The organism is Synergistaceae bacterium, assembly GCA_017540085.1.
Lineage (GTDB): Bacteria > Synergistota > Synergistia > Synergistales > Aminobacteriaceae > JAFUXM01.
In genome coordinates, this window is the sequence record JAFYBQ010000037.1 from 1 (window position 1) to 23163 (window position 23163).

26 protein-coding genes are annotated in these 23163 nt (G+C 48.3%); 14 read left to right on the forward strand and 12 right to left on the reverse strand.

Going from position 1 to position 23163, the window contains the following annotated elements; genetic code table 11:
• The 3 genes from IKQ95_08685 to IKQ95_08695 form a co-directional block, all read left to right on the forward strand.
• Positions 1 to 570: group II intron reverse transcriptase/maturase (locus tag IKQ95_08685; GenBank protein MBR4196769.1), on the forward strand; the 570-nt coding region annotated here is incomplete at its 5' end.
• A 58-nt stretch (positions 571 to 628) separates the two neighbouring features.
• Positions 629 to 802, forward strand: coding sequence for a phage holin family protein (locus IKQ95_08690; GenBank protein ID MBR4196770.1), 174 nt, complete (start codon positions 629 to 631; stop codon positions 800 to 802).
• The gene (locus IKQ95_08695) at positions 799 to 1086 is read left to right on the forward strand and encodes a hypothetical protein (protein MBR4196771.1); all 288 of its coding nucleotides are present in this window, start codon (positions 799 to 801) and stop codon (positions 1084 to 1086) included. The genes IKQ95_08690 and IKQ95_08695 overlap by 4 nt, the downstream gene beginning before the upstream one ends.
• A 25-nt stretch (positions 1087 to 1111) precedes the next feature.
• Here the strand turns inward: IKQ95_08695 and IKQ95_08700 are convergent, their stop codons facing one another.
• Complete coding sequence (locus IKQ95_08700) at positions 1112 to 1636, reverse strand: hypothetical protein (GenBank protein MBR4196772.1); 525 nt, start codon at positions 1634 to 1636, stop codon at positions 1112 to 1114.
• A gap of 316 nt (positions 1637 to 1952) precedes the next feature.
• Here IKQ95_08700 and IKQ95_08705 point away from each other — a divergent pair, with 316 nt between their 5' ends.
• A complete protein-coding gene (locus tag IKQ95_08705; protein MBR4196773.1) occupies positions 1953 to 2222 on the forward strand; it encodes a hypothetical protein in 270 nt (89 codons plus the stop codon).
• 121 nt (positions 2223 to 2343) lie between these two features.
• Here the strand turns inward: IKQ95_08705 and IKQ95_08710 are convergent, their stop codons facing one another.
• From IKQ95_08710 to IKQ95_08745, 8 genes are all read right to left on the reverse strand, one after another.
• Complete coding sequence (locus IKQ95_08710) at positions 2344 to 2742, reverse strand: hypothetical protein (GenBank protein MBR4196774.1); 399 nt, start codon at positions 2740 to 2742, stop codon at positions 2344 to 2346.
• An 8-nt stretch (positions 2743 to 2750) separates the two neighbouring features.
• Positions 2751 to 4082: a hypothetical protein gene (locus IKQ95_08715; protein MBR4196775.1), complete on the reverse strand. Its 1332-nt coding sequence runs from the start codon at positions 4080 to 4082 to the stop codon at positions 2751 to 2753.
• A 13-nt stretch (positions 4083 to 4095) separates the two neighbouring features.
• Positions 4096 to 4890, reverse strand: a complete 795-nt coding sequence (locus IKQ95_08720; GenBank protein ID MBR4196776.1) for a transporter substrate-binding domain-containing protein — start codon at positions 4888 to 4890, stop codon at positions 4096 to 4098.
• A 44-nt stretch (positions 4891 to 4934) separates the two neighbouring features.
• Positions 4935 to 5432: an amino acid ABC transporter permease gene (locus IKQ95_08725; protein ID MBR4196777.1), complete on the reverse strand. Its 498-nt coding sequence runs from the start codon at positions 5430 to 5432 to the stop codon at positions 4935 to 4937.
• 9 nt (positions 5433 to 5441) lie between these two features.
• Positions 5442 to 5645: a hypothetical protein gene (locus tag IKQ95_08730; GenBank protein MBR4196778.1), complete on the reverse strand. Its 204-nt coding sequence runs from the start codon at positions 5643 to 5645 to the stop codon at positions 5442 to 5444.
• On the reverse strand, positions 5602 to 6339 hold the full coding sequence (locus IKQ95_08735) for an amino acid ABC transporter ATP-binding protein (protein MBR4196779.1): 738 nt from the start codon (positions 6337 to 6339) through the stop codon (positions 5602 to 5604). The genes IKQ95_08730 and IKQ95_08735 overlap by 44 nt, the downstream gene beginning before the upstream one ends.
• A gap of 314 nt (positions 6340 to 6653) precedes the next feature.
• Entirely contained in the window at positions 6654 to 7631 is a 978-nt protein-coding gene (locus tag IKQ95_08740) for a transposase (GenBank protein ID MBR4196780.1), read from the reverse strand.
• Positions 7624 to 7875, reverse strand: a complete 252-nt coding sequence (locus IKQ95_08745) for a hypothetical protein (protein MBR4196781.1) — start codon at positions 7873 to 7875, stop codon at positions 7624 to 7626. The genes IKQ95_08740 and IKQ95_08745 overlap by 8 nt, the downstream gene beginning before the upstream one ends.
• A gap of 250 nt (positions 7876 to 8125) precedes the next feature.
• Here IKQ95_08745 and IKQ95_08750 point away from each other — a divergent pair, with 250 nt between their 5' ends.
• The 9 genes from IKQ95_08750 to IKQ95_08790 are packed head-to-tail and all read left to right on the forward strand — an operon-like array spanning position 8126 to position 18406.
• The gene (locus tag IKQ95_08750; protein ID MBR4196782.1) at positions 8126 to 9793 is read left to right on the forward strand and encodes a VanZ family protein; all 1668 of its coding nucleotides are present in this window, start codon (positions 8126 to 8128) and stop codon (positions 9791 to 9793) included.
• Complete coding sequence (locus IKQ95_08755; GenBank protein ID MBR4196783.1) at positions 9790 to 10929, forward strand: glycosyltransferase; 1140 nt, start codon at positions 9790 to 9792, stop codon at positions 10927 to 10929. The genes IKQ95_08750 and IKQ95_08755 overlap by 4 nt, the downstream gene beginning before the upstream one ends.
• On the forward strand, positions 10904 to 12076 hold the full coding sequence (locus IKQ95_08760) for a glycosyltransferase family 9 protein (protein ID MBR4196784.1): 1173 nt from the start codon (positions 10904 to 10906) through the stop codon (positions 12074 to 12076). The genes IKQ95_08755 and IKQ95_08760 overlap by 26 nt, the downstream gene beginning before the upstream one ends.
• 3 nt (positions 12077 to 12079) lie before the next feature.
• A complete protein-coding gene (gene rfaE2 / locus IKQ95_08765; GenBank protein ID MBR4196785.1) occupies positions 12080 to 13525 on the forward strand; it encodes a D-glycero-beta-D-manno-heptose 1-phosphate adenylyltransferase in 1446 nt (481 codons plus the stop codon).
• Position 13526: 1 nt separating this feature from the next.
• Positions 13527 to 14108, forward strand: a complete 582-nt coding sequence (locus IKQ95_08770) for an SIS domain-containing protein (GenBank protein MBR4196786.1) — start codon at positions 13527 to 13529, stop codon at positions 14106 to 14108.
• Positions 14098 to 14637 carry a D-glycero-beta-D-manno-heptose 1,7-bisphosphate 7-phosphatase gene (gmhB, locus tag IKQ95_08775; GenBank protein ID MBR4196787.1) on the forward strand — a complete coding sequence of 180 codons (540 nt, stop codon included), beginning with the start codon at positions 14098 to 14100 and terminating at the stop codon, positions 14635 to 14637. The genes IKQ95_08770 and gmhB overlap by 11 nt, the downstream gene beginning before the upstream one ends.
• The gene (locus tag IKQ95_08780; protein MBR4196788.1) at positions 14637 to 15707 is read left to right on the forward strand and encodes a glycosyltransferase family 9 protein; all 1071 of its coding nucleotides are present in this window, start codon (positions 14637 to 14639) and stop codon (positions 15705 to 15707) included. The genes gmhB and IKQ95_08780 overlap by 1 nt, the downstream gene beginning before the upstream one ends.
• A complete protein-coding gene (locus IKQ95_08785) occupies positions 15704 to 17026 on the forward strand; it encodes an oligosaccharide repeat unit polymerase (GenBank protein ID MBR4196789.1) in 1323 nt (440 codons plus the stop codon). Before IKQ95_08780 ends, IKQ95_08785 begins: the two co-directional genes overlap by 4 nt.
• Positions 17027 to 17047: 21 nt before the next feature.
• Positions 17048 to 18406 (forward strand): hypothetical protein, encoded by a 1359-nt coding sequence (locus IKQ95_08790; GenBank protein MBR4196790.1) that lies wholly within the window; start codon positions 17048 to 17050, stop codon positions 18404 to 18406.
• Positions 18407 to 18413: 7 nt separating this feature from the next.
• Here IKQ95_08790 and nagA read toward each other — a convergent pair whose 3' ends face one another.
• The 3 genes from nagA to IKQ95_08805 all read right to left on the reverse strand — a co-directional run bounded on the left by nagA (position 18414) and on the right by IKQ95_08805 (position 21763).
• On the reverse strand, positions 18414 to 19535 hold the full coding sequence (gene nagA, locus IKQ95_08795; GenBank protein MBR4196791.1) for an N-acetylglucosamine-6-phosphate deacetylase: 1122 nt from the start codon (positions 19533 to 19535) through the stop codon (positions 18414 to 18416).
• A 249-nt stretch (positions 19536 to 19784) separates the two neighbouring features.
• A complete protein-coding gene (locus IKQ95_08800; protein MBR4196792.1) occupies positions 19785 to 20246 on the reverse strand; it encodes a hypothetical protein in 462 nt (153 codons plus the stop codon).
• 50 nt (positions 20247 to 20296) lie between these two features.
• Entirely contained in the window at positions 20297 to 21763 is a 1467-nt protein-coding gene (locus tag IKQ95_08805; GenBank protein MBR4196793.1) for a PTS transporter subunit EIIC, read from the reverse strand.
• A 143-nt stretch (positions 21764 to 21906) separates the two neighbouring features.
• Between IKQ95_08805 and IKQ95_08810 the strand changes: the two genes are divergently transcribed.
• The gene (locus IKQ95_08810) at positions 21907 to 23133 is read left to right on the forward strand and encodes a 6-phosphofructokinase (GenBank protein MBR4196794.1); all 1227 of its coding nucleotides are present in this window, start codon (positions 21907 to 21909) and stop codon (positions 23131 to 23133) included.
• Positions 23134 to 23163 lie beyond the last annotated feature (30 nt).

The following is a 23163-nucleotide window of genomic DNA, read 5'->3' on the forward strand; positions in this document are numbered from 1 at the left end:
AGAATGACACATCTGACTGACCTAGAAATTCTTGACACCTACAATGCTCAAGTGCGGGGCATTTGCAATTACTATGCGCTGGCAAGCAATTACTGCAAGCTGTCATATTTTGTCTACCTCATGGAATATAGCTGTCTGAAGACTTTAGCAGCAAAACATAAATCTAGTGTTGCTAAAATATATGCCAAGTACCGACAGGGAAGCACATGGGGTATACCATACGAAAGCAAGAAAGGCAAAAAGATAAAAATGCATGTAAGGCTTAAAGATTGCCACCGCTCAAGTGCATATGACGGTGAAGTGAGCATTGACGTAGACCAAGTACGCACAAAATATCACAACACGAACGTTAATACGCTTGATGCAAGGCTAAAGGCAAATACATGCGAGCTTTGTGGCAGGAGTGGCGGAGATACGCAATACGAAATCCACCACGTGAACAAAGTGAAAAACCTTTCAGGGCGTACGCTATGGGAAAAAGTCATGATTGCCAGAAGACGCAAAACACTTGTTGTGTGCAAAGAATGCCACCAAAAGATACATCAACAAAGCAGTAAAAAAAAGGCGTAATTAGAGTAAATGGCGAGCCGTATACATTGAGAAGTGTAAGTACGGTTCTGAGAGAGGTTTGTGCAAACCTACTGTAGAAATACAGCAAGGCGGCACTTACCTACTCTACATCGGCAATGAAGGCATTTCCATCATCGAGAATGCTGACAGACTCGGCATTCCCATTCTCGGCTTTATTCGCGACAGATTCCTCAATATGAAGAAGCTGAATAAAAATAAGGTTTCCGCATGAAGTGTCAGCTTATACACGACCACTTTCAGAACTTCCGCTCTTACGGTCTCCCGAAAGCACAGTTCATCATCGCCGACATTCTTTACAACTTTTCGGGGGACTTCTACGCCTCACGGCATAGCTGGTGGAAGGACGGCAAAATTGAGAACGGTGCGAGCTGTGTCGCGGGAAAAGCTGCTTTCAATTCGGACGCTGCTTTTAATCTCACCGAGTATTTTCACTTCCGCTCGTCTTCATCAAAAGCTCTTCTCCTCAGGTTCTCAAAGCTAACATACGGATTGTAGGGGTTGTTGAGTATACTCTCGTCCTCTACCGCAACAAGCTGCCTAATTTCATGAACTCCGGCCATGACTCCGGGATTTTCCATCCGTGAGCGTCAAATATATCCTTGTTGTAGTCTGAGATGTCCGCAAGCAGTTCCGCGTCCTGAAAGTTTGAGTACTTTACCTCTCCTCCGATCCCGATAATGTCCGGGTAATTCTCGCGTATGAATCTCGTCTTGAGAATCGTAATCGGCTCATTAGGTGAATAGTTGTGAGGTGAATAGCCGAGAAGCTCGAACACGGTTATTTTTGTGTCAAACGGTGCTGTGAGTTTGCAGAGTAATTCGGCCTTAGCGTTAATGAATTTCATTTGCGGCGAACCTATGAACCCCGCCACGAAAATATTATCCGGCTTGTTGTACAGCACTGTAAGCGATGCAGCCTTCTGCACGCTTCCGTCTTTCATGACAACGATACGGATACCGAGCGTCGTTGCTTCCGTCTGGTCGTGCGTAACGTAAATTATTGTCGCGCCGAGTCTGTCGTGCAGCTTTGCGATTTCGGCTCTCATCCATCAGGAAGACTTGCGGATTACTGACGATTGCGCGTCCCATTGCGACTCTCTGACGCTGACCCCTGACAGCTGAGACTGTCTGCGGTCTAAAACTTTCTCAAGCTACAAGATTCTCGCGGCTTCCTTCACGGCGTTGTTGACTTGGGACTCTAGCAATACGGCCTCGAAGCGAGCGAACCCGGACATTCTTTCGGCTCGGCAAGAAAGAATCATATTACGTCATAAACGGGCGGGGGACTCTTTATTCCGATGACGTTCGCGACCGCACTAGGACATTCAGAATCAATTCGGGCGAAGGATTGACGGACTCAGGGTGAAACAGGCTTTAGAGTCCGCCGGATTCACTCATGAAGAACCCGTATACAGGACTCATTTCCCGGACTTGAGAGAGAATTTGCGCGATGAGATGTTATTCATTGTCGACAATAATAACGCTTCACAGTTTGAGCTTCTCGGACAACTTTATATGTTCGTGGACATTCCCACACGTTCAGCGGAAAACGCCTGCGAGATTTCTACATGCGCGAGGCAGTCTCATACATTGAGAGCAATTATCAGCGTTATGTTACTGTTGAGGAAATAGCCGGAGCGTTGAGGCTCAAAAGTAGTTATTACGGAGTCTCCCCGCGTGAATGGAGGAACAATCATAAATTAACCTGAAAGGGAGTTTTACGGATGATATTGCGGCCTTTCAGGTTTTTCATTCAGTGTATCCTGCGGCTGTCAGCTATAATACTTAATACCCAGAAAGCATCAGCCAGTAGTATAGCCAACCCGAACCACGGCGCGGCTCTGAGGGCGGAAAAAGTTTCTGCTCTCAGAATATAGGAGCTTGCAAACACAAGAAATATTCCGTAAGCAAAACGCAGGCTCTTTGCGGGACGGCAGAAGAAAATCAACGCTACCAGCAGAATAATTACAGCTCCGAACGATATATACGGCATAGCCTCCGAGGTAAATACATTATTCAGAAGCCAGGCATTTTTGAGGACTAAATAGCGGTGCATACCCATTTTCATCCCAGCGAAATATTCCGCAACACAGCACGCAGGCAAAGCAGCGAACACTAAGAGAACAGAAACAATTTCAGAAAAACGCCTCATAGTATTTCCTACTTGTACTGCGGTTTCTGATCTCCGAACATAACAGGATTCGAGGGATCATTTGACCATTCGCACCAGCCGCCGTCATACAAAGATATATCAGGCCAGCCCAGCACGACAAACTCAAAATTAACTTCAGCGGCTCTCCAGCCCGTTCCGCAGAATGTCGCTATCTTGTTTTCCGGGTGAATGCCCCATTCATTCCACAGCTGTGTGATTTCGATCCCGTTCCGCATTGTTCCATCGATATTCTCAAAGTCCGGCAGGGTCTGCGCGTCAGGCCCGCAATGCCCCCAGACATCGCCGGAAATACGCCCTTTGCGCTCAAGCCACGCATAGCCGGAAGTTTCACCGATCTGTTCAGGCCATGAACGAATACTCACAAGCCGCCCGTTAGAGTCCGCGAGGATTGCTTTTGCTTCTTCTGTGCCGATAACGAGATTTTTGTTGCCGGGCACTGAAGCTCCAAAATCTTTCACGGGGCTTTTTGGTGTTGACTCTTTTGTTACGGGAAGCCCTGCCATTTCCCACGCGCTGAACCCTCCGTCAAGAAGCCTCACATCCTCAACTCCGCAGTACATCAAAATCCATGCTATTCTCGCGGCGGCCATGTTAGCGGTTGTGCTGTATACGATGACAAGGGTGTCCTTTGTGATTCCGTTGGCTTCCATTGCTGACTTCAGTCTCTCGTCTGAAAGCTGATTCCAGATTGGCCCCTCTTCAAATTCGTCTGTGTTTATGTGAATTGAGCCGGGTATATGTCCGTTAGCATATGAAGTTTTTTCTTCACCCCAGCTTGCTTCAAACACTTTGAAAGGTCTGCCGTCATAGTTTTCAGGCGTTTTCCCGTCCATTAATGCCTTCAGCCACTCAGGATATACAAGAAGCCGATAATTTGGGTAGCTGTACATCGGTATAGTTTCGTCTGATGTCCATTTTGAGGCCGGAAGGGTGAAAAGAACAGCGCGCTTTACGTTTTTCCTTGCGAGTCCGTCAAGAAGTCTGCTGTCTATTTTGTCAGCACCGTAAAGAATGACAGTTTTCCCCTCTGAAACTCCCTTCTGCGTGAGAATGTCATCAAGTTTCTCGTCATCCGCGAGCTTCAGCCATGAAACAGGAAAATCCACAGCACCCGCTACATGTCCTCCCCGCACAGCTCCGTCAAGTCTCCATCCCATGTAGGCGGCTTCAGGTCTCAGATCAAGCATAACACTGTCAGCATTGCCGATGTAACTGCGGAATACTGCAACGGAATCGGTTACTGTCAGCGAAACTCCTTCAGCAAAGCACGGAGTAATCAGCAACATTGAAACAAAGAGAGCAGAAATTACTTTCCTCATCTCATGGCCTCCCCTAGAATTTCCAGGGCGATACGTAGCCTTCAGGGGGATTGCTGTAATCCTCGCTGAACCATTTTTCATATATCGCCTTCAATGAGCCGTCAGCTTTCATTTCCTGTATCGCTTTCGTTACGATTCTGCAAAGCTCCTCTGATTTCGGGTCTCCTTTGCGGAAGGGGAACGCCTTTTCTCCGACAGTGATATTTTCCTCAACCGTTCGCGCTTTAAGGTAGCCGTTCTTTATCTTGAATGCCGCCTCACTGCCCGCGAAAATCATAACATCAACTTTTCCCTGCCTGAATGACTCGTTAAGCAAATCGCTCGAATCATACACAACTAACTCGACTTTGATTCCCTCTTTCTCTGCAATCTGCTTGAAGAGATTCCCGCCGTTTGACCCGGAGGAATAGCCGCATTTGAGGCCGTCAATGTCTTTCAGGCGTTTGAGGTCTGTGCGGTCTTCATGTACGACTAACTTCTCAGGTATATACGCGTAAGGCTCCGAGAACTGGTACTTGTCGATTCGTTTCTGATTCACCGTTATCGTGTTGCCGACAGTATCAGCGCGCCCGGAGTCCAAATACCCGAATAGCGTGTTGAACTCGCCCGTAACAAAATTCACCTTGAGGCCGGTTTTCTCAGCGATTACCGCCCAAATATCCGGCTCAGTTCCGAGATGTTTTCCGCCCGTGATGTATGTGTTTGGGACGGACGAATTTCCCGAAGCAACCGTGATTTCTTTCGGAGCGTCAGCAAACGCAATCCCCGAAACTGCAACGACAAGCAAAGCAAACAATAAACGTTTCATGATGTAACACCTTCCTGTGAAAATTTATGCCAAAGAGCGAGGGACTAATACAATTTCGCAAGCCTCCGCTCGATAAGCCGCAACACAAATTCAACCGCTAAAACTATAACGAGATATACAACCGTAACGCACAAATATGCCTCAAAGAATCTCAGGCTCAATGCCGCCTCCATTTTCGCAGTACCCATGACATCAGCAAGCCCGACAGTGAAGCCCAATGCCGTACCCTTTATGATTCCGATAAAGTGATTCCCGATTGACGGGACAGCGACAACGAAAGCCTGAGGAAGTATCACCCTCATCATCGCCTGACGCTTGGTCATTCCGATTGAGTAACACGCCTCAATTTGTCCCCTGTCAACAGACTCAAGCGCAGCCCGGAAACTTTCGGCCATGAATGCAGAAGTGTTGAAGATCAGACTCAGTACGACAGCCTGAAACGGAGTCATGTCCTTCAATGCCGGAAAAATGCAGGGAAGCGCAAAGAATATCATGAACAATTCAACAACAAGAGGAGTCGCCCTGAACACCGTAATGAACACGTCAAAAAATTATGTCAGCACCGGGATTTTGTAGTAGCGTATTATTGCTATGAAGAGTGATAATATCAGCGTCCCGATTAATGACAGTATTGCAATTTCAGAAGTGAGTCCGAGTGATGACAGTACTAGCGGAAAAAGCCCCGCGAAATTATTGATGTCGAATAACATATTACCCCTCCATAGCCATGCTGACGAATCGCCGTATACGCTCATTGCCGGAATGCTCGAATATCTCCGAGGGACTTCCCTGCCCTGCAACGACTCCGCCCTCAAGAAATATCATCGTGTCGGCAATCTCACGTGCGAATTTCATCTCATGCGTAACGATTAGCATTGTGATGTTAGTTTTTGCGAGACGGCGTATTACTTCGAGTACTTCACCGGTTAATTCGGGGTCAAGTGAGCTTGTCGGCTCGTCAAAAAGTATAACGTCAGCGTCAGAAGCTACAGCCCGTGCAATTCCGACTCTCTGCTGCTGGCCTCCTGACATTTTGCGGGGGTAAAAATTTTCTTTGTCAGCGAGTCCGACTTTTGCGAGAAGGTCTCTTGCGCGTGACTCTGCTTTCTTCCTGTCAATTTTCTGTACTGTAATCATAGGCTCCATAACGTTTTCGATGGCTGTCATGTTTCGGAACAGGTTGTAATTCTGAAATACCATTGATGTTTTGCGCCGTAATCTGTATATGTCGGATGATTTTGCGGCTGAAGCGTCAATTTTCACGCCGTCAATTTCGATTGTGCCGGAGTCGGGGCGTTCGAGAAAATTTATGCAGCGGAGAAGGGTTGATTTCCCCGTTCCTGAAGGCCCTATTACGGCCATGACTTTGCCGGACTCAAGCGTGAGATTTACACCTCTGAGAATCTGAAGGGTGCCGAATGTTTTTGTGAGCTGTGAGATTTTGAGCAATATATATTTCCCCCGTTGTTATAGTTATAGTGAAAGGGTGAGGGAAATTATTGAGAGATTACGCCGTAGTATTCACAAGCAAATGACATGAAGAATGCAAACCCTGCACCCTGTTTTCATGTCATGTAAAATTTTTCTGAAATGTGAAATACAGCAACAAATGTAAATCCTTTCTGTAGGCTCAATAAATTATACACGTGCTTATATGGCAAGTGAGAATAACGAAAAACGCTATCACACCTCAAATGACTTGGCCGGAAATTTCATCCTCACAGAAAATTAAGTTAAGTATACGTGCCTGAGCCTCCCCATGCCTAAAGGCAGGGGGTTCTCAAGAAGTTTGATTTTAAGTTTCCACCTGCATATACAGGCATCCTTATTCTTAAGGGCGTGGCCAGTCCGCCCCTACTGTATAGCCCTATTAAGGGCACAACATTACTTTTCCTGAGTATGTTCAATGCTCCATTTACATCGGCATTTAACTCAAAACCTGTGCTTGTTCGGTACAATCCTCTGTGAATGCGACTGCCGGAAAATTCATATTTCTGCGGGTTATCGGCGTTGTATATGGGCATTTCGTCCTTGTCCCAGAATGATGCCTTTGACGTGTAACTCTCTTCCTGTTCATGATATTCAATCCCATACAATTCGCAAAGATACTCTAACTTTTGCCGGATTTCTCCGTATGGGATATTCACGAAATTCTGATTGTTCACATTTCCCATATGCGTGTCTCTCTGGAATGTTACGTTATATCCGCAAACTAATATCCCGATACCGTTCAGAAGGCAGTAATTTATGACTTTCCTGCATGATTTAGAGATATAGTCATTCACGCGCAATTTTCTTTTTCTTGCAAGCTGTCTCTGTCTGAATGTAGGCTTTTTGCCGTAGTTCTGCTTGTCCTTTATGCTTGCTAGTCTGGCATTCACTTTGTTGTACCATTGATTTATCGCTTTCAGTCTCCGCCCGTCTATTATGAACGACTGCCCCTCACTTGTCGCGCATGTCATCAAGTTGTTTAGCCCGAAATCTATCGCAAGTGCTTTTTGTTTGTCCAATTCCCTTTGAGCTGTTACAGCCTCGTATGTATACTGTATCTCAAAGAACCTAGCGTTATTTATCGGGATTATTCGTATGTACTTAACTTTCTTGCCTTCAAGTATCGGTGGTACTTTTACCGTAAGTTTTGAATGAATAGCTCCGTATTGCTTTGAATATGGCAGTGTGAATATCTGATTGCGTATCGTGAACTGCTGAATGATTAACGGTGCATACCCGTCTTTAGGCAATTAATGCGGAATTTTCACCGCTCTGCTGTGCCATATTCGAGTTCAATATTCGGTAATTCCCGGAAGCCTTCAATATCGCGTAAGTTTTCTCATAGCCGAGATACTTGCCTTCTCTGAAGAAATACTGTCGGTTGACGTAAATAGCCTCATTCATCAGGTTTTTGGAAGTCCTGCACAATTCACGCAAAACTCGGTAATCATCTTTAGACAAATGCTTTAACTGTTGCTTGACTGTAAGATACATATTCTTTATCTCACCTCCTTTTACTAGAAGTAAATATTACCAGTAAAAGAATATCAAGCAAAAATTACGTTGCGCCTTATATCCCCATAGCTAAATCTAGGGGTTTTACGGCGGTTTTTTGATAATGTCCGAGCTGGTGAACGGGAAAAATCCGTGAAAATATTTTTTCAATTGCGCTTGTGGTATCATTACGGAAAAAATTTCCCGTTTCAGTGTGGTGTTGTATATCATTATGGAAGAAGAAAATTCTTTGCTAAGAAAGCTGCTGATTCTTTGGCACGGGCGGAAATTTATATTATCATTGACAATCATCGCCGCTGTGATTTCGCTGGCCTATGCATTTTACCTCCCGCTTATCTATAAGGCTGACTGCAATTTTATTCCCCCGAACCAGTACATGAACAAACTCGGAGTATTCGTTAGCCTCCAAGATCAAAGCGACAGGGTCGGAGGACTCTCAAACCAGTCTGTAGTGGCTGAGTCCGTTACAAGCAGCCAGATGATTATGGGACTCATGAAGCAAAATTCAGTGCTTGACGCAATAACAGATCGCTTTTCCCTGATGGAAGTGTACAAACAGAAATCACGAGGAAAAATGCGCGAGTACATCGTGAAAAAACTTCTTGAGCTTGAGGAAGATGCCAAGAGCGGAATAATCACTGTCGGATTTCTTGACGAGAATCCCAAGAGAGCCGCAGATATAGCCAATGCTTTTGTTGAGATTTTGCAGGACAAAATAGTTTCGCTGGCACGGCATGACGCGGAGCAGAAGAGAATATTTTTTGAGAAACAGCTATTTAATGCCCGGCTTTATCTCGACAAAGTGCAGAATGAACTTATCGAGTATCAGGAAAAACTCGGCGGAGTAACTATCCCCCGCGCACAAATGGAAGCAACATTGCGCTCAATCACAGACCTTCGGCAGAACATCGCGGCAAAGCAGGCGGAAATCTCAGCGATGAGAACCTATGCCCCGTCAACAAACCCTAAACTCCGGGCGGCAATCTCACAGCTTGAGACGATGACGAAAGAGCTTGAGCGGCTCGAAGCAGTCCAGCGTGACTCAAACCCTCAATTAGGCGTGGAATATCACCGCTATGAGACGAGGGTCAACACGGCCTCAAGAAATTATGACTCCATCATGAGAAAACTTGAGGAAGCCCGGATTGATGAGTCTCAGACGTTCTTTCAGCTCCAGATTGTAGAGTATGCCTCCCCGCCGGATATGAAGTACAAGCCCAGCCGCGCAAGGATAGTAATTCTTGGGACATTTATCGGCTTCCTTCTTGGGTGCTTCTGGGTGGTATTCGCAGATTTCCGCAAAGGACTCAAAAAGGCCGTTAGGGAATATTCAGAGAAGAACCCCGAAATTTTCACGGACTCCGAAATTCCACAAAGCCATGAAGTTATCCCCGGCCATGACGGAGACAGCCCCGGATTTTTTCGGCGTGTTATGGTCGTTGCGCCTGTCCTGCTGTTTATGGCGGTCATTGCGCTTCTGACGTTCCAGCCCCCGGAGGGAAGCGATCTTCTTACGGCGAAATTTCAGATGCTTGCGTCTCACTTTCTGGGCGGGAATGTTCCTGCGTGGATTTCCGACAAGCTCATACTGCGGTCAGTGATTCATTTCTTCCTGTACCTACCATTAGGTGCGGCGGTGTATTACGTGCTTAGGCGGTTCGGCGTTCGGGGAGTCAGGGCAGTGATTCCGGCTGTGATGATTTCGGGGGCGTTCGGTCTTGCTGACGAGGCCGTGAAGATGTTTCTTCCCGGGCGTGAGTTCGATTTTGCTGACTGGCTTATGGACATGGCCGGGAGCTTTGTGGGCGTGATTATTGCGGCGGCTCTGGGCTTCCTGTATTCACTGCTTCACAGTAAGAAGGAAAATGCACTAAATGAAGGGGGCATATCAGCGTGAAAATTCTTCACATAGCACACGCATATTATCCTCATGTCGGAGGGGTTGAGACTTCAGCAAGGCAGATTGCCGAGGGAAGCGCGGCGCGGGGTCATGAAGTAACAATGCTCTGTTTTGACGATAAGAACGAGAAAGAGGTCGTAAACGGCGTAAATGTCATTAGGGTAAAGCCTCTGTTCAGAGTCGGGAGCGCGTCAATTTCATGGCGTTATTTCCGAGAATATATGAGACTCTCAAAGGACGCGGACATCATTCACTTCCATGTGCCGAATCCAATGGGCGAGCTTCCTTTCTGCCTTCTGAAACGCGGAAAAGCCCGGACGCTCTGCACGTATCATCTTGACCCCGTGAGGCCGAAAGCGTTTGTGTTCCTGTACACGCGCCTGCTAAACTTGTTCATGAAGAAGGTTGATGTGATATGCCCTACATCGCCGTACTATATAGTGTCGTCAAAAATCATCGAGAACTATCTCGAAAAGTGCCGGACTATTCCTCTTGGCGTTGATGTGAAAAGTTTTCAGAATGTATCAGCCGAAAAAATCGCCGAGGCCGAAAAAGTCGTGTCAACCCTCAAAAGGCCGAGAATATTATTCTGCGGAAGGTTCGCATACTTCAAGGGGATTCCGACTCTGCTTGACGCGATGACATTTCTGCCGGAATATTCGCTTGTGATGGTCGGAGACGGCAAGAAGCGTCCTGAGACAGAGGAACAGATTGACAGACTCGGACTCCGCGACAGGGTGATACTTGCGGGAATGCAGACGGGAGAATTTTACCGGGCATTCTTCCATGTGGCTGACATTTTCGCGTTCCCGTCAACATGGCCGGAGTCTTTCGGGATTGTCGGAATAGAGGCACTTGCGGCAGGGCTTCCGATTGTTACGACAGAGATTTGGGCGGGGTCATCGTACTACAATGAAGACGGCAAAACGGGAATCATTGTCCCCCCGCAAGACCCTCACGCCCTAGCCGAGGCAATCAGAACGATACTCAGCAACCCGGAAATGCACAAAACAATGTCTGAGAACGCAAGAATACGCGCTGACAAATTCGCCATTGAGAGAATGCCGGAGCGTTATGAGGAAGTATATTCATTCCTGATGAGGAAAAATGAGCATAAAGACTCTAATCAATAAAGCCCTTATAGCCTCTGACGCATTATTGAGGGCGGCTCTTAGGCGGAAAAGGAAAACAGCTCTCGGCAAAGTGCTGGTGATATTTCAGCAGGCTTTAGGAGATGCGGTGCTGATTAGTGATTCGCTGAGGGAGTACCCGAAAATTTTCGCGGGCTATGATGTCGTGTTCGTTGCGCGTCCGTCTATAATCAAATTCCTGAAAGACGTAATGCCCGGTGCTGACGGCCTGAATTTTGAGGCTATCGACTTCAAGCGATTCATTGAGGATTACGGGTATTACCGGGAAATCTCCGGGAAATACAGAGGGTCGGCGGAAATTCTGATAGTGCCAGCGTCGACTCCTTCAGCCGAAATATTTTCATGCGCCAATGATTCGCCCCGTAAAATTGCCTCAGTTCGTCCCACAGACATAAAAAGCTCCCTGCTAATGTTCCTCCTGTCAAAACTATCATACACCGAAAAAATCAGGCCCGACAAAAACGAGATGACATTACAGCGGCACCGTCAGTTAATCCATTATCTTGGGAACAGGGATTTTCTTGCCAGACTCCCGCGTCTGAAGCATGAGCCGAAAATCATCGCGGAGGATCATTACTGCGTCATCTGCGCCGGAGCATCAAAGCCCGAAAGATGGTGGCCCGCCGAGCGTTTCGCGGAAATTGCAGACTTTCTGAATGATACGTACAACATGAATGTTCACCTTTGCGGAGGACAGAATGAGGCCGAAATCGCAGAAAAAGTACAGTCCCTAGTGAAACATCCTGAGAGAGTAATAAATCATGTAGGGGCTACGAGTTTCGCGGAATGGTCATCAATCGTACAGCATTCAGATTTAGTTGTGGCAAATGACAGCGCAACAGCACACCTTGCCGCCGTACACAGGGTGAAAACTGTCTGTATAATAGGCGCGTATGAGTTCGTCATATTCCCGTACAAGGTTGATGTTCTTGAAGACGGAGACCGCCTGCCCCTTTGCGTGTATCATCACATGCCCTGCGAATATTGCCGGGACAAGGGATATTTTTCCGGATGCCTCAACAGTGAGTGCTTGAAGCGGCTAAATGAGGGGAAATGCGCGCTGTGTATTGACGCTGTTACGGCTGATGACGTAAAAAACGCGATAATCAAAATCATGAAAGAAGGATAAATTTTGCCAGCTTCATTGAATGACATAAAGCCCGGAAAAATTCTAGTTGCCGGGGATATTATGCTTGACACATATTACACCGGGGACATCAAAAGAATATCCCCTGAAGCCCCCGTGCCTGTGTTCAGGAAGGAAAAAGAGCGCAGTGTTCTCGGAGGAGCGGCCAACGTTGCGGCCAACCTCGACGCGGCAGAGCAGAAAGTCTACATGATGTCCGTTGTCGGGAATGATGACGCGGGCAGTGAGCTTGCCGAAAGATTCGCCAGGATGGGAATTGATACGGAGCTGATATTCAGGCTTGAGGACAGGAAAACGACCGTCAAAACGCGCTTCCTTGCGGGAAATAATCAGCAGGTTATACGGATGGACGTTGAAGACTCCCAGCCCATAAGCGAAAATCTCTGCGCTGAAATGCTCGCCCGTCTCAAAGAAAAAATGTCGGCGGAAAATTTCAGCATCGTTCTTTTGTCGGACTACATGAAAGGACTCCTGACTTACGATTTCACGCAGGGGGTAATAAAACTCGCGAATGAGGCAAATATCCCCGCATTTGTTGACGTGAAAGATCCCAAAATAGAGAAATACAGCGGGGCGTTCCTTCTCAAACCGAATTTGAACGAGCTGCGGACTCTCACGGGGATTAACGCGCAGACCGACGACGAAATCATACAGGCCGCCGAATTTCTCCGCGTAAAGGGGAATCATAAGTACGTCCTTGCTACCTGCGGGCCTCGCGGGATGGTTCTTGCGGGCGAAAATGAGTCGTACTTCATAAAGTCAACAGCTCAGGAAGTTTTTGACGTTACAGGCGCGGGCGACACGACAATAGCATATCTCGCCGCGTGCATGGCCAACGGTTTCGACATGCATACATGCGTTGACATCGCCAACACTGCCGCGGGGATTCAGGTCTCAAAAGTCGGAACGTCATTAGTCTACTGGCGTGAAGTAAGAAGCGCAATGAGCCGCAAAGCCATCCATGTAGACGAGAAATTATTGACGGGGAAAGCCCTTCAGACCTTCAGGAAAACACACGAGGAGCAGAGAGTCGTATTCACAAACGGGTGCTTTGACATTCTCCACGCCGGACACGTGAAATATCTCCGCGAGGCCGCAAAGCTCGGTGAGGTTCTCGTTGTCGGACTCAACAGCGACTCTTCCGTAAAACGCCTCAAAGGTGAATCCCGCCCGATAAACTCACAGAATGACAGAGCCGAAATTTTGTGCGCCCTCGGATTCGTCGACTATGTTGTGATATTCGAGGAAGATACCCCGCTGAACCTGATTCAGGTCATACAGCCCGATGTACTCGTGAAGGGCGGCGACTATACCCCGGACAAAGTTGTGGGCGCGGACTTTGTGAAATCACGCGGAGGGGAATTGTTCCTTATTCCGTTTGTAGAGGGAAAATCAACAACTAACATTATCAGAAAGATTGAGGCAATGTAACATGCACGAATTAATATGCGAAAGAATCAACGACAGCATAAAGCTGAAGCAGTCCCTCCTGAATGACTCTGCCCTTCTCGAAAATATTTCCCGCACCGCAGATGAGATTGTTACATGTATCAGGAACGGCGGAAAATTAATCCTCTGCGGGAACGGCGGTTCAGCCTCGGACGCTCTCCACTTTGCCGGGGAAATTGTCGGCAGATTCCAGAAGGAGCGCACCCCGTGGCCTGCTGTCGTCCTGAATGCTGACGTTGCGACAATGACAGCAATCGCCAATGATTACTCGTATGATGACATGTTCGCACGCCAGGCGGAAGCACACGCCCAAGCCGGGGACATCCTCATAGGCATAAGCACGAGCGGAAATTCTGAGAACGTTCTCCGGGCGGTGAGGGCGGCAAAGTCAAAAGGCGCGAAAACTGTAGCCCTTCTCGGCAAAGACGGCGGAAAAATCGCTCATGAGGCAGATTACCCGCTCATAGTCCGCCATAATGTTACGGCGCGTGTTCAGGAGTGCCACATCTGTATCATTCACATACTCTGCGAGATTGCCGAAAACATTTTAGCCGATGGGAAATAGGGCGGTATTTCTTGACCGGGACGGGACAATCAACGCCGACAAGAATTATCTGTACAGGGCGGAGGATTTCGAGTTCCTTCCCGGGGCTGTTGAGGCTCTGAAACTGTTGCAGGACTCCGGCTATCTTCTCATCATCATCACTAACCAGTCGGGAATAGCGCGAGGGTATTACACTGAGGACGACTTCAGGACTCTCACCGAATGGATGTTAGGCAGACTCAAAGAAGCGGGCGTGAATATCGCGAGGGTATATTACTGTCCGCACCTGCCTGACGCAAAAATCCAGGAGTACCGCAAAATCTGCACATGCCGGAAGCCTGAGACAGGACTTTTTGAGCAGGCAATAAGGGATTACGATATTGACATGGCCAGAAGCTATGCCATAGGGGACAAGATGAGGGACTGCGCCATATGTGAAAAGACTCCGTGCAGGGGATTTCTTATCGGCGGAAAATCTGACAGCGAAAGAGTCAAAACAGTCTCAAGCCTTCTTGAAGCGGCGAAAATCATAACAGGCGGTGAATCCTAATGAACGTATTAATCTGCACAGGGCCGGGGATCGGCGACATGGCGCAGAAATTGCCGATGGCCTCGGCGATTAAGTCGCAGTACCCGGACGCTAATATAGACTTCATCATGAACAGGCCCCCGCAGAATTGGACAGCCCGAAACCAAGTATCGCAGGACGTGAACATTCAGGTTTTGCAGTGCCAGCCCTATGTGAGAAATTTATACTGGTACAACGTGAGGCACCCGTTACACTGCGCGAAATTGCTGTTTCAGCTCAGAATGAATCATTATGACCTCGGATTTGACCGGGACAGCGGAATAAACAACAGGGGAAAGAGGCCATCATTATGGATGTACCGCATAATGAGATGGGGGGGCGTGAAGAAAATCGCGGGCTACCTGAAGGATTATGCCGACATTTTTGTTGATGTCCCCGAAAGGACTCACTTTCTCGAACGCGACAGGCTCACCCTTAACGCCGCAGGAATCACAGCTCCCATGACAATAAAGACGATTGATGAGTCAAAACTTGATTTCAGTTTTCCGGGCTGTGAAAGACTGCGGGAGTCCCAGAAAATTGTCGGGCTTTCTGTCGGCACTAATTCTTATCCTTGGACGCTAGGCGGAAAAACAATCATGTACGATGTAAAGTCATGGCCCTATGAGAAATGGCGGGAGCTTGCCGGAATGCTGGCGGAGAAAAATATTGATGTCGTTATTCTCGGAGGCAAAAAGGAAATGAATGAGCTTGCCGAGAAAAATATAACTTTCCCCGAAAATGAACATATACATAACCTCATAGGACAAACGACGCTGAAACAGAGTCTTGCGGTTCTGAGTCTCTGCTCTCTTGCTGTCGGTGCTGAGGGCGGAATGATGCACTGCGCTTCCGGGCTTGGCGTGAAAACGCTGACGGTATTCGGAGGGTCAGACTATAAGATATGGACTCCTGCCGGAGGGGACATAGTGAGCTTGAATCTTCCCTGCTCCCCGTGCTTCTCCACACAGCGGGCGGCCGAATGCAAATATCACAGGTGCCTTGAGGAAATCGGCACTGATACAGTTTTCCGCAGGATTATGGAGCTATGACGAATCTATACATACTCATGTGGATTTACCTGGTGTACTTGGGAGTGTCATTCTGGCTTTTCGGGTATAATTTCATGTCTCCGAGCGTTGTTTTCTTTGTGTCAATGTCAATAATGCTGTGTGTTGCGTATTATGCCGCAAACAATATGCAGATGCTTTTCGCGATAAACATGCAGACGTTCACAATTTTTGCGTGGGGCGGTTTCTTTTTTCTCGCGGCCGAGTTCATGGTTTACGCGGGGCAGGCCGTAAGGTGTTTTCGGAATGCTCCCCTTGTCCCGCAGGATATGCCCGCAAAGCCTGAGCCGCTTTTCATACACTGGCAGATACAGGTGTCTGCGATGATATTTCTCGCGGTGTCCTGTGTTTTAGCGTTTGCTGTACTCTACATGAACACCGGCGGCATAACACTACACGCAAAGATGAAAGAATTTAGGTCGCTTCTGTTTTATCATCCTGAAAACATAAAATACCTTTTCATCATCGCGCAGCTGTACAAGGTGAATCTTGTGATCTCCAATCTTTTCGGCTATGTCATGCTCTATAATATGACAGTCTGCAATATCCCGGCAAGAAAATTACTAGTGCTTCTGGCGTGCGTGATGCTTTACGCAATTTTCAGCGTATTTTACACATGCGCCCGGCAGTCGTTCATGGAAGTGTGGCTTTGCATGGCCATGATGTATATCACAATCAACATGAGGCCGGGAGGAAAGGAGAAAATATTTAAGTTTGTGTTAAAGTTAATACCAGTACTGATTCTCACGGCTTCGTTCTTCACTGCTATGGGAGTTCTTGTCGGACGTAATAAAACTACAACTAAGAGCAGCTCACTGCAGTTTGTTGAATACCTATCCGGGGGGCTTTACTCGTTCAACCTTCATGTAGACAATGGGGCATCATCAAAATATTTCGGGCAGTCGACCTTCTCATACGTCTACCTGATTCCCCAACATTTGGGATTAATGCCTAAATTTGAAAACGACAAGTTTATAGGCAAGTTTGAATTATACGGGAACATGGTAACGATTTTCGGCAGGTGGCATGAGGATTTCGGAGCTGTCGGAGTTTGTGTGATGGCCTGCATAGTGTCAACACTGTACTCTCTCGTATTCTACAGAAAATTAATATACTCAGAAAACCAAAGCCGGGAGCATCATTTGACCCGGATATATTACTGCCAGTTCATGACGGGGCTTATGTGGGCGGGAACGGATGATCGTGTATGCGCGCTTTTTACAGCGCAGAGCGTTGTATTCTTAGCATTGACGGCCATTCTCTACAAGATTCTTGTCGTAGGCAGATTCAAACTGGCATAAACCGCAGGAGGCTTTATTCACATGCAAATACACATAACCCGCGCCGATGCTTTTTGGAGCTACGCGGGGACAATAATTTCAATGGGCGCAAACTTCATCATACTTCCGTTTTTGATGTACTTTCTTGACGCTGACATGCTCGGACTCTGGTACGTCTTCACGAGCATAGGAACGGTAAGCCTGCTGTTTGATTTCGGGTTCGCCGTAACATTCGCTAGGAATATCACATACTGCTGGAGCGGCGCAAAGGAGCTTAGGGAGGAAGATGTTTCTTTCACTGACGGGGGAGAGCCTAATTTCGCCCTGATGAAGGATGTACTGACGACAACGAGAACTGTTTACGCCATTATAGCCTCAGCCGCATTAGTATTCCTGCTTACGGCAGGGACTCTCTACATCAGGAGCATAACAAAGCACATACCCGGAAATGTCCCGGTAATCTCATGGCTGATTTACGCCGCGGCGATATTCCTGAATATATATTACGGGTATTACGCCTCATTCCTGCGCGGGGTCGGGGCGGTTGCGCGGTCTCAGAAAAACACCCTCATAGCTAGGGCGGCGCATATAATCTTGGCACCTGTGCTTTTGTTTTTCGGGACTGGGATTATCGGGGCAAGTGCGGCATATCTTGCTTACGGAATCGTTTTCAGGTTCTTGGGAAAATATCACTTCTACAAATATCAGGGCATAGGCGAAAAACTTTCAGCGGTGGAAGCAAAAACATCATTCGTAAAGCTCCGTGAACTGTTCTTCATTGTCTGGCATAACGCATGGAGGGAGGGTGTTATTTCCATATGCGATTATCTCTGCTCACAGGCTTCCGTGATTATATGCTCGGCGTATCTTCCTTTGTCTGAGACCGGGGTCTACTCAATCGGGGTACAGGTCGCCGCGGCCATAACTCAAATCTCAAAGACAATGTACAGCGCAAAGCAGCCTGAGCTTCAGAACGCCTATGTTATTTCAGACTTTGAGACTCTCCGTCGGACAATGAAATCTATTGTCATTACATTTCTGTGTCTGTTCGTTCTTGGGACAGCGGGATTTGTTTTCGCGGGTCGTCCTCTGCTCCGTCTCGTGAAACCCTCGGCTGTCGTGTCTGTTCCTGTCTTCCTGGGAATAAGCGCATACAATATAATGCTGGGCTTCAGGGACTGCCACGCCTCATATTTTTCATGCACAAACAGAATTTTATACCTCAAGAGCTACGTTATCTCATCAGTTGCCGGGGTGATTCTCTCATTCGCGGCAATGGGCATATTCAAAGCCGGAGTCTGGGGACTCATAGCGGCGCAGATTGTGAGTCAGTGCGCCTATAACGTGTGGCACTGGCCGCTGAAGGCATATCAGGAGCTTTACGCGGCGGAGAGGAAATGAGTCAGTCTCAAGCGAGTTTTCCCCGGCGTATCACTCCGGCAACGTTCAAATCACGGTCAAGCATGACGAGATTCGCGGCTCTTCCTGTCTCAATTCGCCCGAAAGAATCATCAAGCCCGACAGCTTTCACGGGGTTGACGCAGGCGCACTTCACAGCGTCTTCAAGCGGGACTTCCATCTCCGTAACAGCAAGCCTCATGCACTCCATGAGATTCGAGACGCTCCCGGCAATCGTAACGCCGTCAGAAAGAGTCGCCGTTCTCCCGCGCTTTATGACCTTCTGCCCGCCTAATGTATATTCACCGTCAGGCATTCCCGCGCATTCGAGAGAGTCTGAAATGAATATTACCCTGTCAGTGCCGAAAAGTTTCAGCGTCATGCGGACGACAGCCGGGTGAATGTGTACCCCGTCAGCAATAATCTCAATCATTGCGCCCGACTCTAATGCCGCGGGGATTGGCCCGGGATTCCTGTGGCTGATTCCGTTCATGGCGTTGTACAGGTGGGTAACATGGGACGCTCCTGCCCTGAATGCGCGTTTTGCCGTGTCATAATCGCAAGCAGTGTGGGCGATTGAGACTCTCGCGATGGATTTCGCCTCAGTGATGAATGAGATTGCGCCGTCAGTTTCGGGGGCTACAGTCGCGACTCGTATCAGCCCTCCCGATTCTGTCTGAAGCCTGCGTAACATTTCTATATCCGGCGGGACTATGTACGCGGGATTCTGCGCTCCCTTTTTGGCGTGAGAGATGAACGGCCCTTCAAGATTTATCCCTATGAGCGATGGATTTTCCCGGCTGAAAGATTTTGCGGCTCTCATTATGCGGGCTAAATCGTTTTCGGGTAATGTCATTGTCGCCGGGCATATTGTCGTGATTCCGTTAGCGGCTTCATGCTCTGTTATTGCCGTGAAAGACTCCCGCGTCCCCTCGCAGAAGTCATGACCCATGCACCCGTGAAAATGTATGTCCGTTAGGCCGGGAATGACGTAGAGTCCCTCGGCGTTAATCCTCATTGCGTCATCGGGAATGCTGTCGGTGATTTGCCCGTCTGAAATTGCTACTGTGCCGATGTGAAATTGATTGTCCGGCCTGAATATTATTCCGTTGCTGATGATTATATTGTCCATGTGAATATGTCCTCCGTGATTCTTGCTGATGTACCCCGTGAAAATTTCTGCCTGCACTGAATGTTACTGTACCGATGATGATATGCCCTGCGTGATTATGGCTGATGTACCCTGTGAAAAATTCTGCCTGCTCTAAATGTTACTGTCCCTATGATAATATGCCCTGCGTGATTATTGCTGAGGTACCCTGCGTGAAAATTTCTGCCTGCCCTGATTGTTGTCCCGATGATACCGCCTCCGTGCTTCTTGCTAATGTATCCCGTGAAAAATTCTGCCTGCCCTGATTGTTACTGTCTCGATGATAATATGCCCTCCGTGATTATTGCTGATGTACCCCGTGAAAATTTCTGCCTGCCCTAATTGTTGTCCCGATAATGATACCGCCTGCGTAATTCTCGCTGATGTACCGTGTGAAAAATTCTGCCCGCTCTGAATGTTACTGCCCCTATGATGATATGTCTTGCGTGCTTCTAGCTGATGTACCCTGCGTGAAAATTTCTGCCTGCCCTGATTGTTACTGTCCCTATGATGATATGCCCTGCGTGCTTCTCGCTGATGTACCGTGTGAAAAATTCTGCCCGCTCTGAATGTTACTGTTCCGATGATAATATGCCCTGCGTGCTTCTCGCTGATGTACCCCGTGAAAAATTCTGCCTGCCCTGATTGTTGCTGCCCCGATGATGATATGCCCTCTGTGATTCTTGCGTACAAAAAAATCCGCCCTCCGTCAAAATTCAGAGAGCGGAAATTTCTGCTGAAGGTTACTTGCTGGCCTCAACAAGTTTCTTCATTGCGTCATATGCAAACTGCACACGCGTCCCGATTACGACCTGTACATTCGTTGTCGTCAGCCTCGTTACGCCCGGTATGCCCGCCGATTTGATTTTCTTCTCGTCAATCTGCGAGCCGTCATTCACTTCAACACGTATCCTTGTCGCGCAGTAGTCATAGCTCTTCAGATTCTCAGCTCCTCCGAGTCCCTCAAGAATCACCGCGGCCATGTGCGTATAGTCTTTCTTTGCGCCCTTCACAGGCTCATCCTGCGCGGGGGGAATCATCGCGTCATCGTCATCATCCTCACGCCCCGGCGTTTTCAGGTTGAACGCACGAATCGCCCACGTGAACACGACATAATATATCACCGCGACAACTATCCCAATCGGAATAATCATCCACGGATTCACGGCCATTGGAGCGCGGAAGCTCAATATCCAGTCAACCATTCCCGCACTGAAGTTGAACCCGCACCGAACCGGCATATACGCGCAGACAGTCATGCAGATTCCCGTGAGTATCGCGTGAATCAGATACAGCCCAGGCGCAAGGAACATGAACGAGAACTCAAGCGGCTCCGTTATCCCCGTGAAGAACGCCGCGAATGACCCCGCAAGCAATAAACTTTTGGCCACGTTCTTGCGCTCCGGCCTCGCCTCACGGTACATAGCGTAAGCACCTGCCACTAGCCCGAACATCATAACCGGGAAAAATCCGGTCATGTACATTCCTGTAACACCGAGAGTCCCTTTCCCTGACCAGAAATTTCCGAGGTCATTTATGCCGATTGTGTCGAACCAGAATACAGCATTGAGCGCGTGATGAAGTCCCAGCGGGATTAATGCCCTGTTCAGCATTCCGTATATGCCAGCTCCTACAGGGCCTAATTTTGAGATTGAGACTCCGAAACTCTCAAGCGCACCGTAAACGACAGGCCAGACATAATAGAGTATTGCCGCAACAATCGCCGACACGAACGCCGTAACAACCGCCACGCACCTTTTGCCGCTGAAAAATGCGAGCCACTCAGGCGGGGTTGCGTCCTTGAATCTGTTGAAGCATGTTGCCCCGATTAAGCCCGACAGTATTCCGATAAAGGCATTCTGAATCCTCCCGAAAGCCGCCGGAACCTGAGAAGCCTCGACTCCCGTGTACATCGCTACAGCCCCGGACGAAAGCAGAGTCGTTATCATCAGCCACGACACAAGACCCGCAAGAGCCGGAGTCCCGTCCTGTTCATCGGACATACCTATAGCCGTACCAATCGCGAACAATAACGGAATCTGATCGATTATCGCGCTGGCTGCCTTTATGCAGAATGCCGCAATAATGCTGTTGCTTCCCCAGCCGGCCGGGTCAATCCAGTAGCCTATACCGTAAAGAATGCCTGCTGCAGGGAGACATGCTACAGGGAGCATTAACGAGCGGCCTATCTTCTGTAGATATTTCACCATGATAAGAGATTGCCTCCTTCAATGTGTGTATTTATGACGGCTATTATAGAATATTCCGGGTCAGATTGCTTAGGCCACAAAATAATGAAACACTGTATAATTATTTCCATTCACAAAAATTTTGTACAAAGGAGTTTTCTATCTTGGGCGACAAAAAGATAAAGAACATCGGAATAATTACATCCGGCGGCGACTGCGGGGGACTCAACGCCGTAATCAGGGGTGCGGCTCGCACTGCCCTTATGCGCGGAATGAGAACGTACACAATTCCCAACGGCTACGCGGGACTCTATAACCTCGTGAATTTCGATCACCTTGTGGAGCTTGACGAGGAGAGAACAGATCACATCACATCACAGTTTGCCGGAAGCGACGCGGGACACAGCAGAGTCAAAATCTCAAAGATTAACGACCCGGACAAGTACGACAGAATCATGATGGGACTCCGTAAGCACAACATTGACGGCCTCGTGATTTCCGGCGGAGATGACACGGGGAGCGTTGTTGTTGACCTTGCCGAGCACGGGATACCCTGCGTACATGCTCCAAAGACAATGGATCTTGACCTTCAGACATATTCTGTCGGCGGAGACTCAGCCATCAACAAAATCGCCAACATTGTCGACGACCTCAAGACAACAGGAACGACCCACAACCGTATAATGGTGATTGAAGTTTTCGGACGCTATGCGGGTCATACGGCGTTCAGGGGCGGAATTGCGGCGGATGCTGACTGCATATTGATTCCTGAAGTGCCGGTTGACTTCAACGCGGTATACGCTCACCTGAAGCACTACTATATACGGCGCATTCTCAATTCTGACGTTCACGCGGGAACATACACGATTGTTGTCGCTGAGGGCGTAAGAGGTCAGGACGGAAATCTCTTCTCAGACGGCGGCGGCGCAAAGACGGACTCATTCGGACATCCCAAACTTGCGGGCGCGGGGCGTTTCGTGAAAGAGACACTTGAGGACATGATGAGGCAGGACCCGGAGATCAAGCAGTTCATGAAGACATCAGAAATGTACGTGCCGGGAGTGTTCGAGATTCCCGAAATCCGCGAGGTTATTCCGAGTCATATTGTCCGCAGCGGCTCAACGTCAGCCTATGATGTCAATTTCGGGAAACAGATAGGCGCGGCGGCGGTGATATTGCTTGAGCAGGGAGTGAGCGGTGTTACTGTCGTGAAGATGTTTGACGGCGAAATACGCTACATGCCCACGGCGGAGGCAATCGCGCAGAGGTTCGTAGGGCTTGAGAGCGTCGCATTCTATGAGCAGATGGATGTCTGCTTCGGCCGCTTCAGGCAGGAATATATACCTAAATTGCAGGAAGTTCACGGAGCTGTCGAGCGTCAGTACAGCTAACGGAAAATTTGTCCCCCTTGCCGGAAAAAT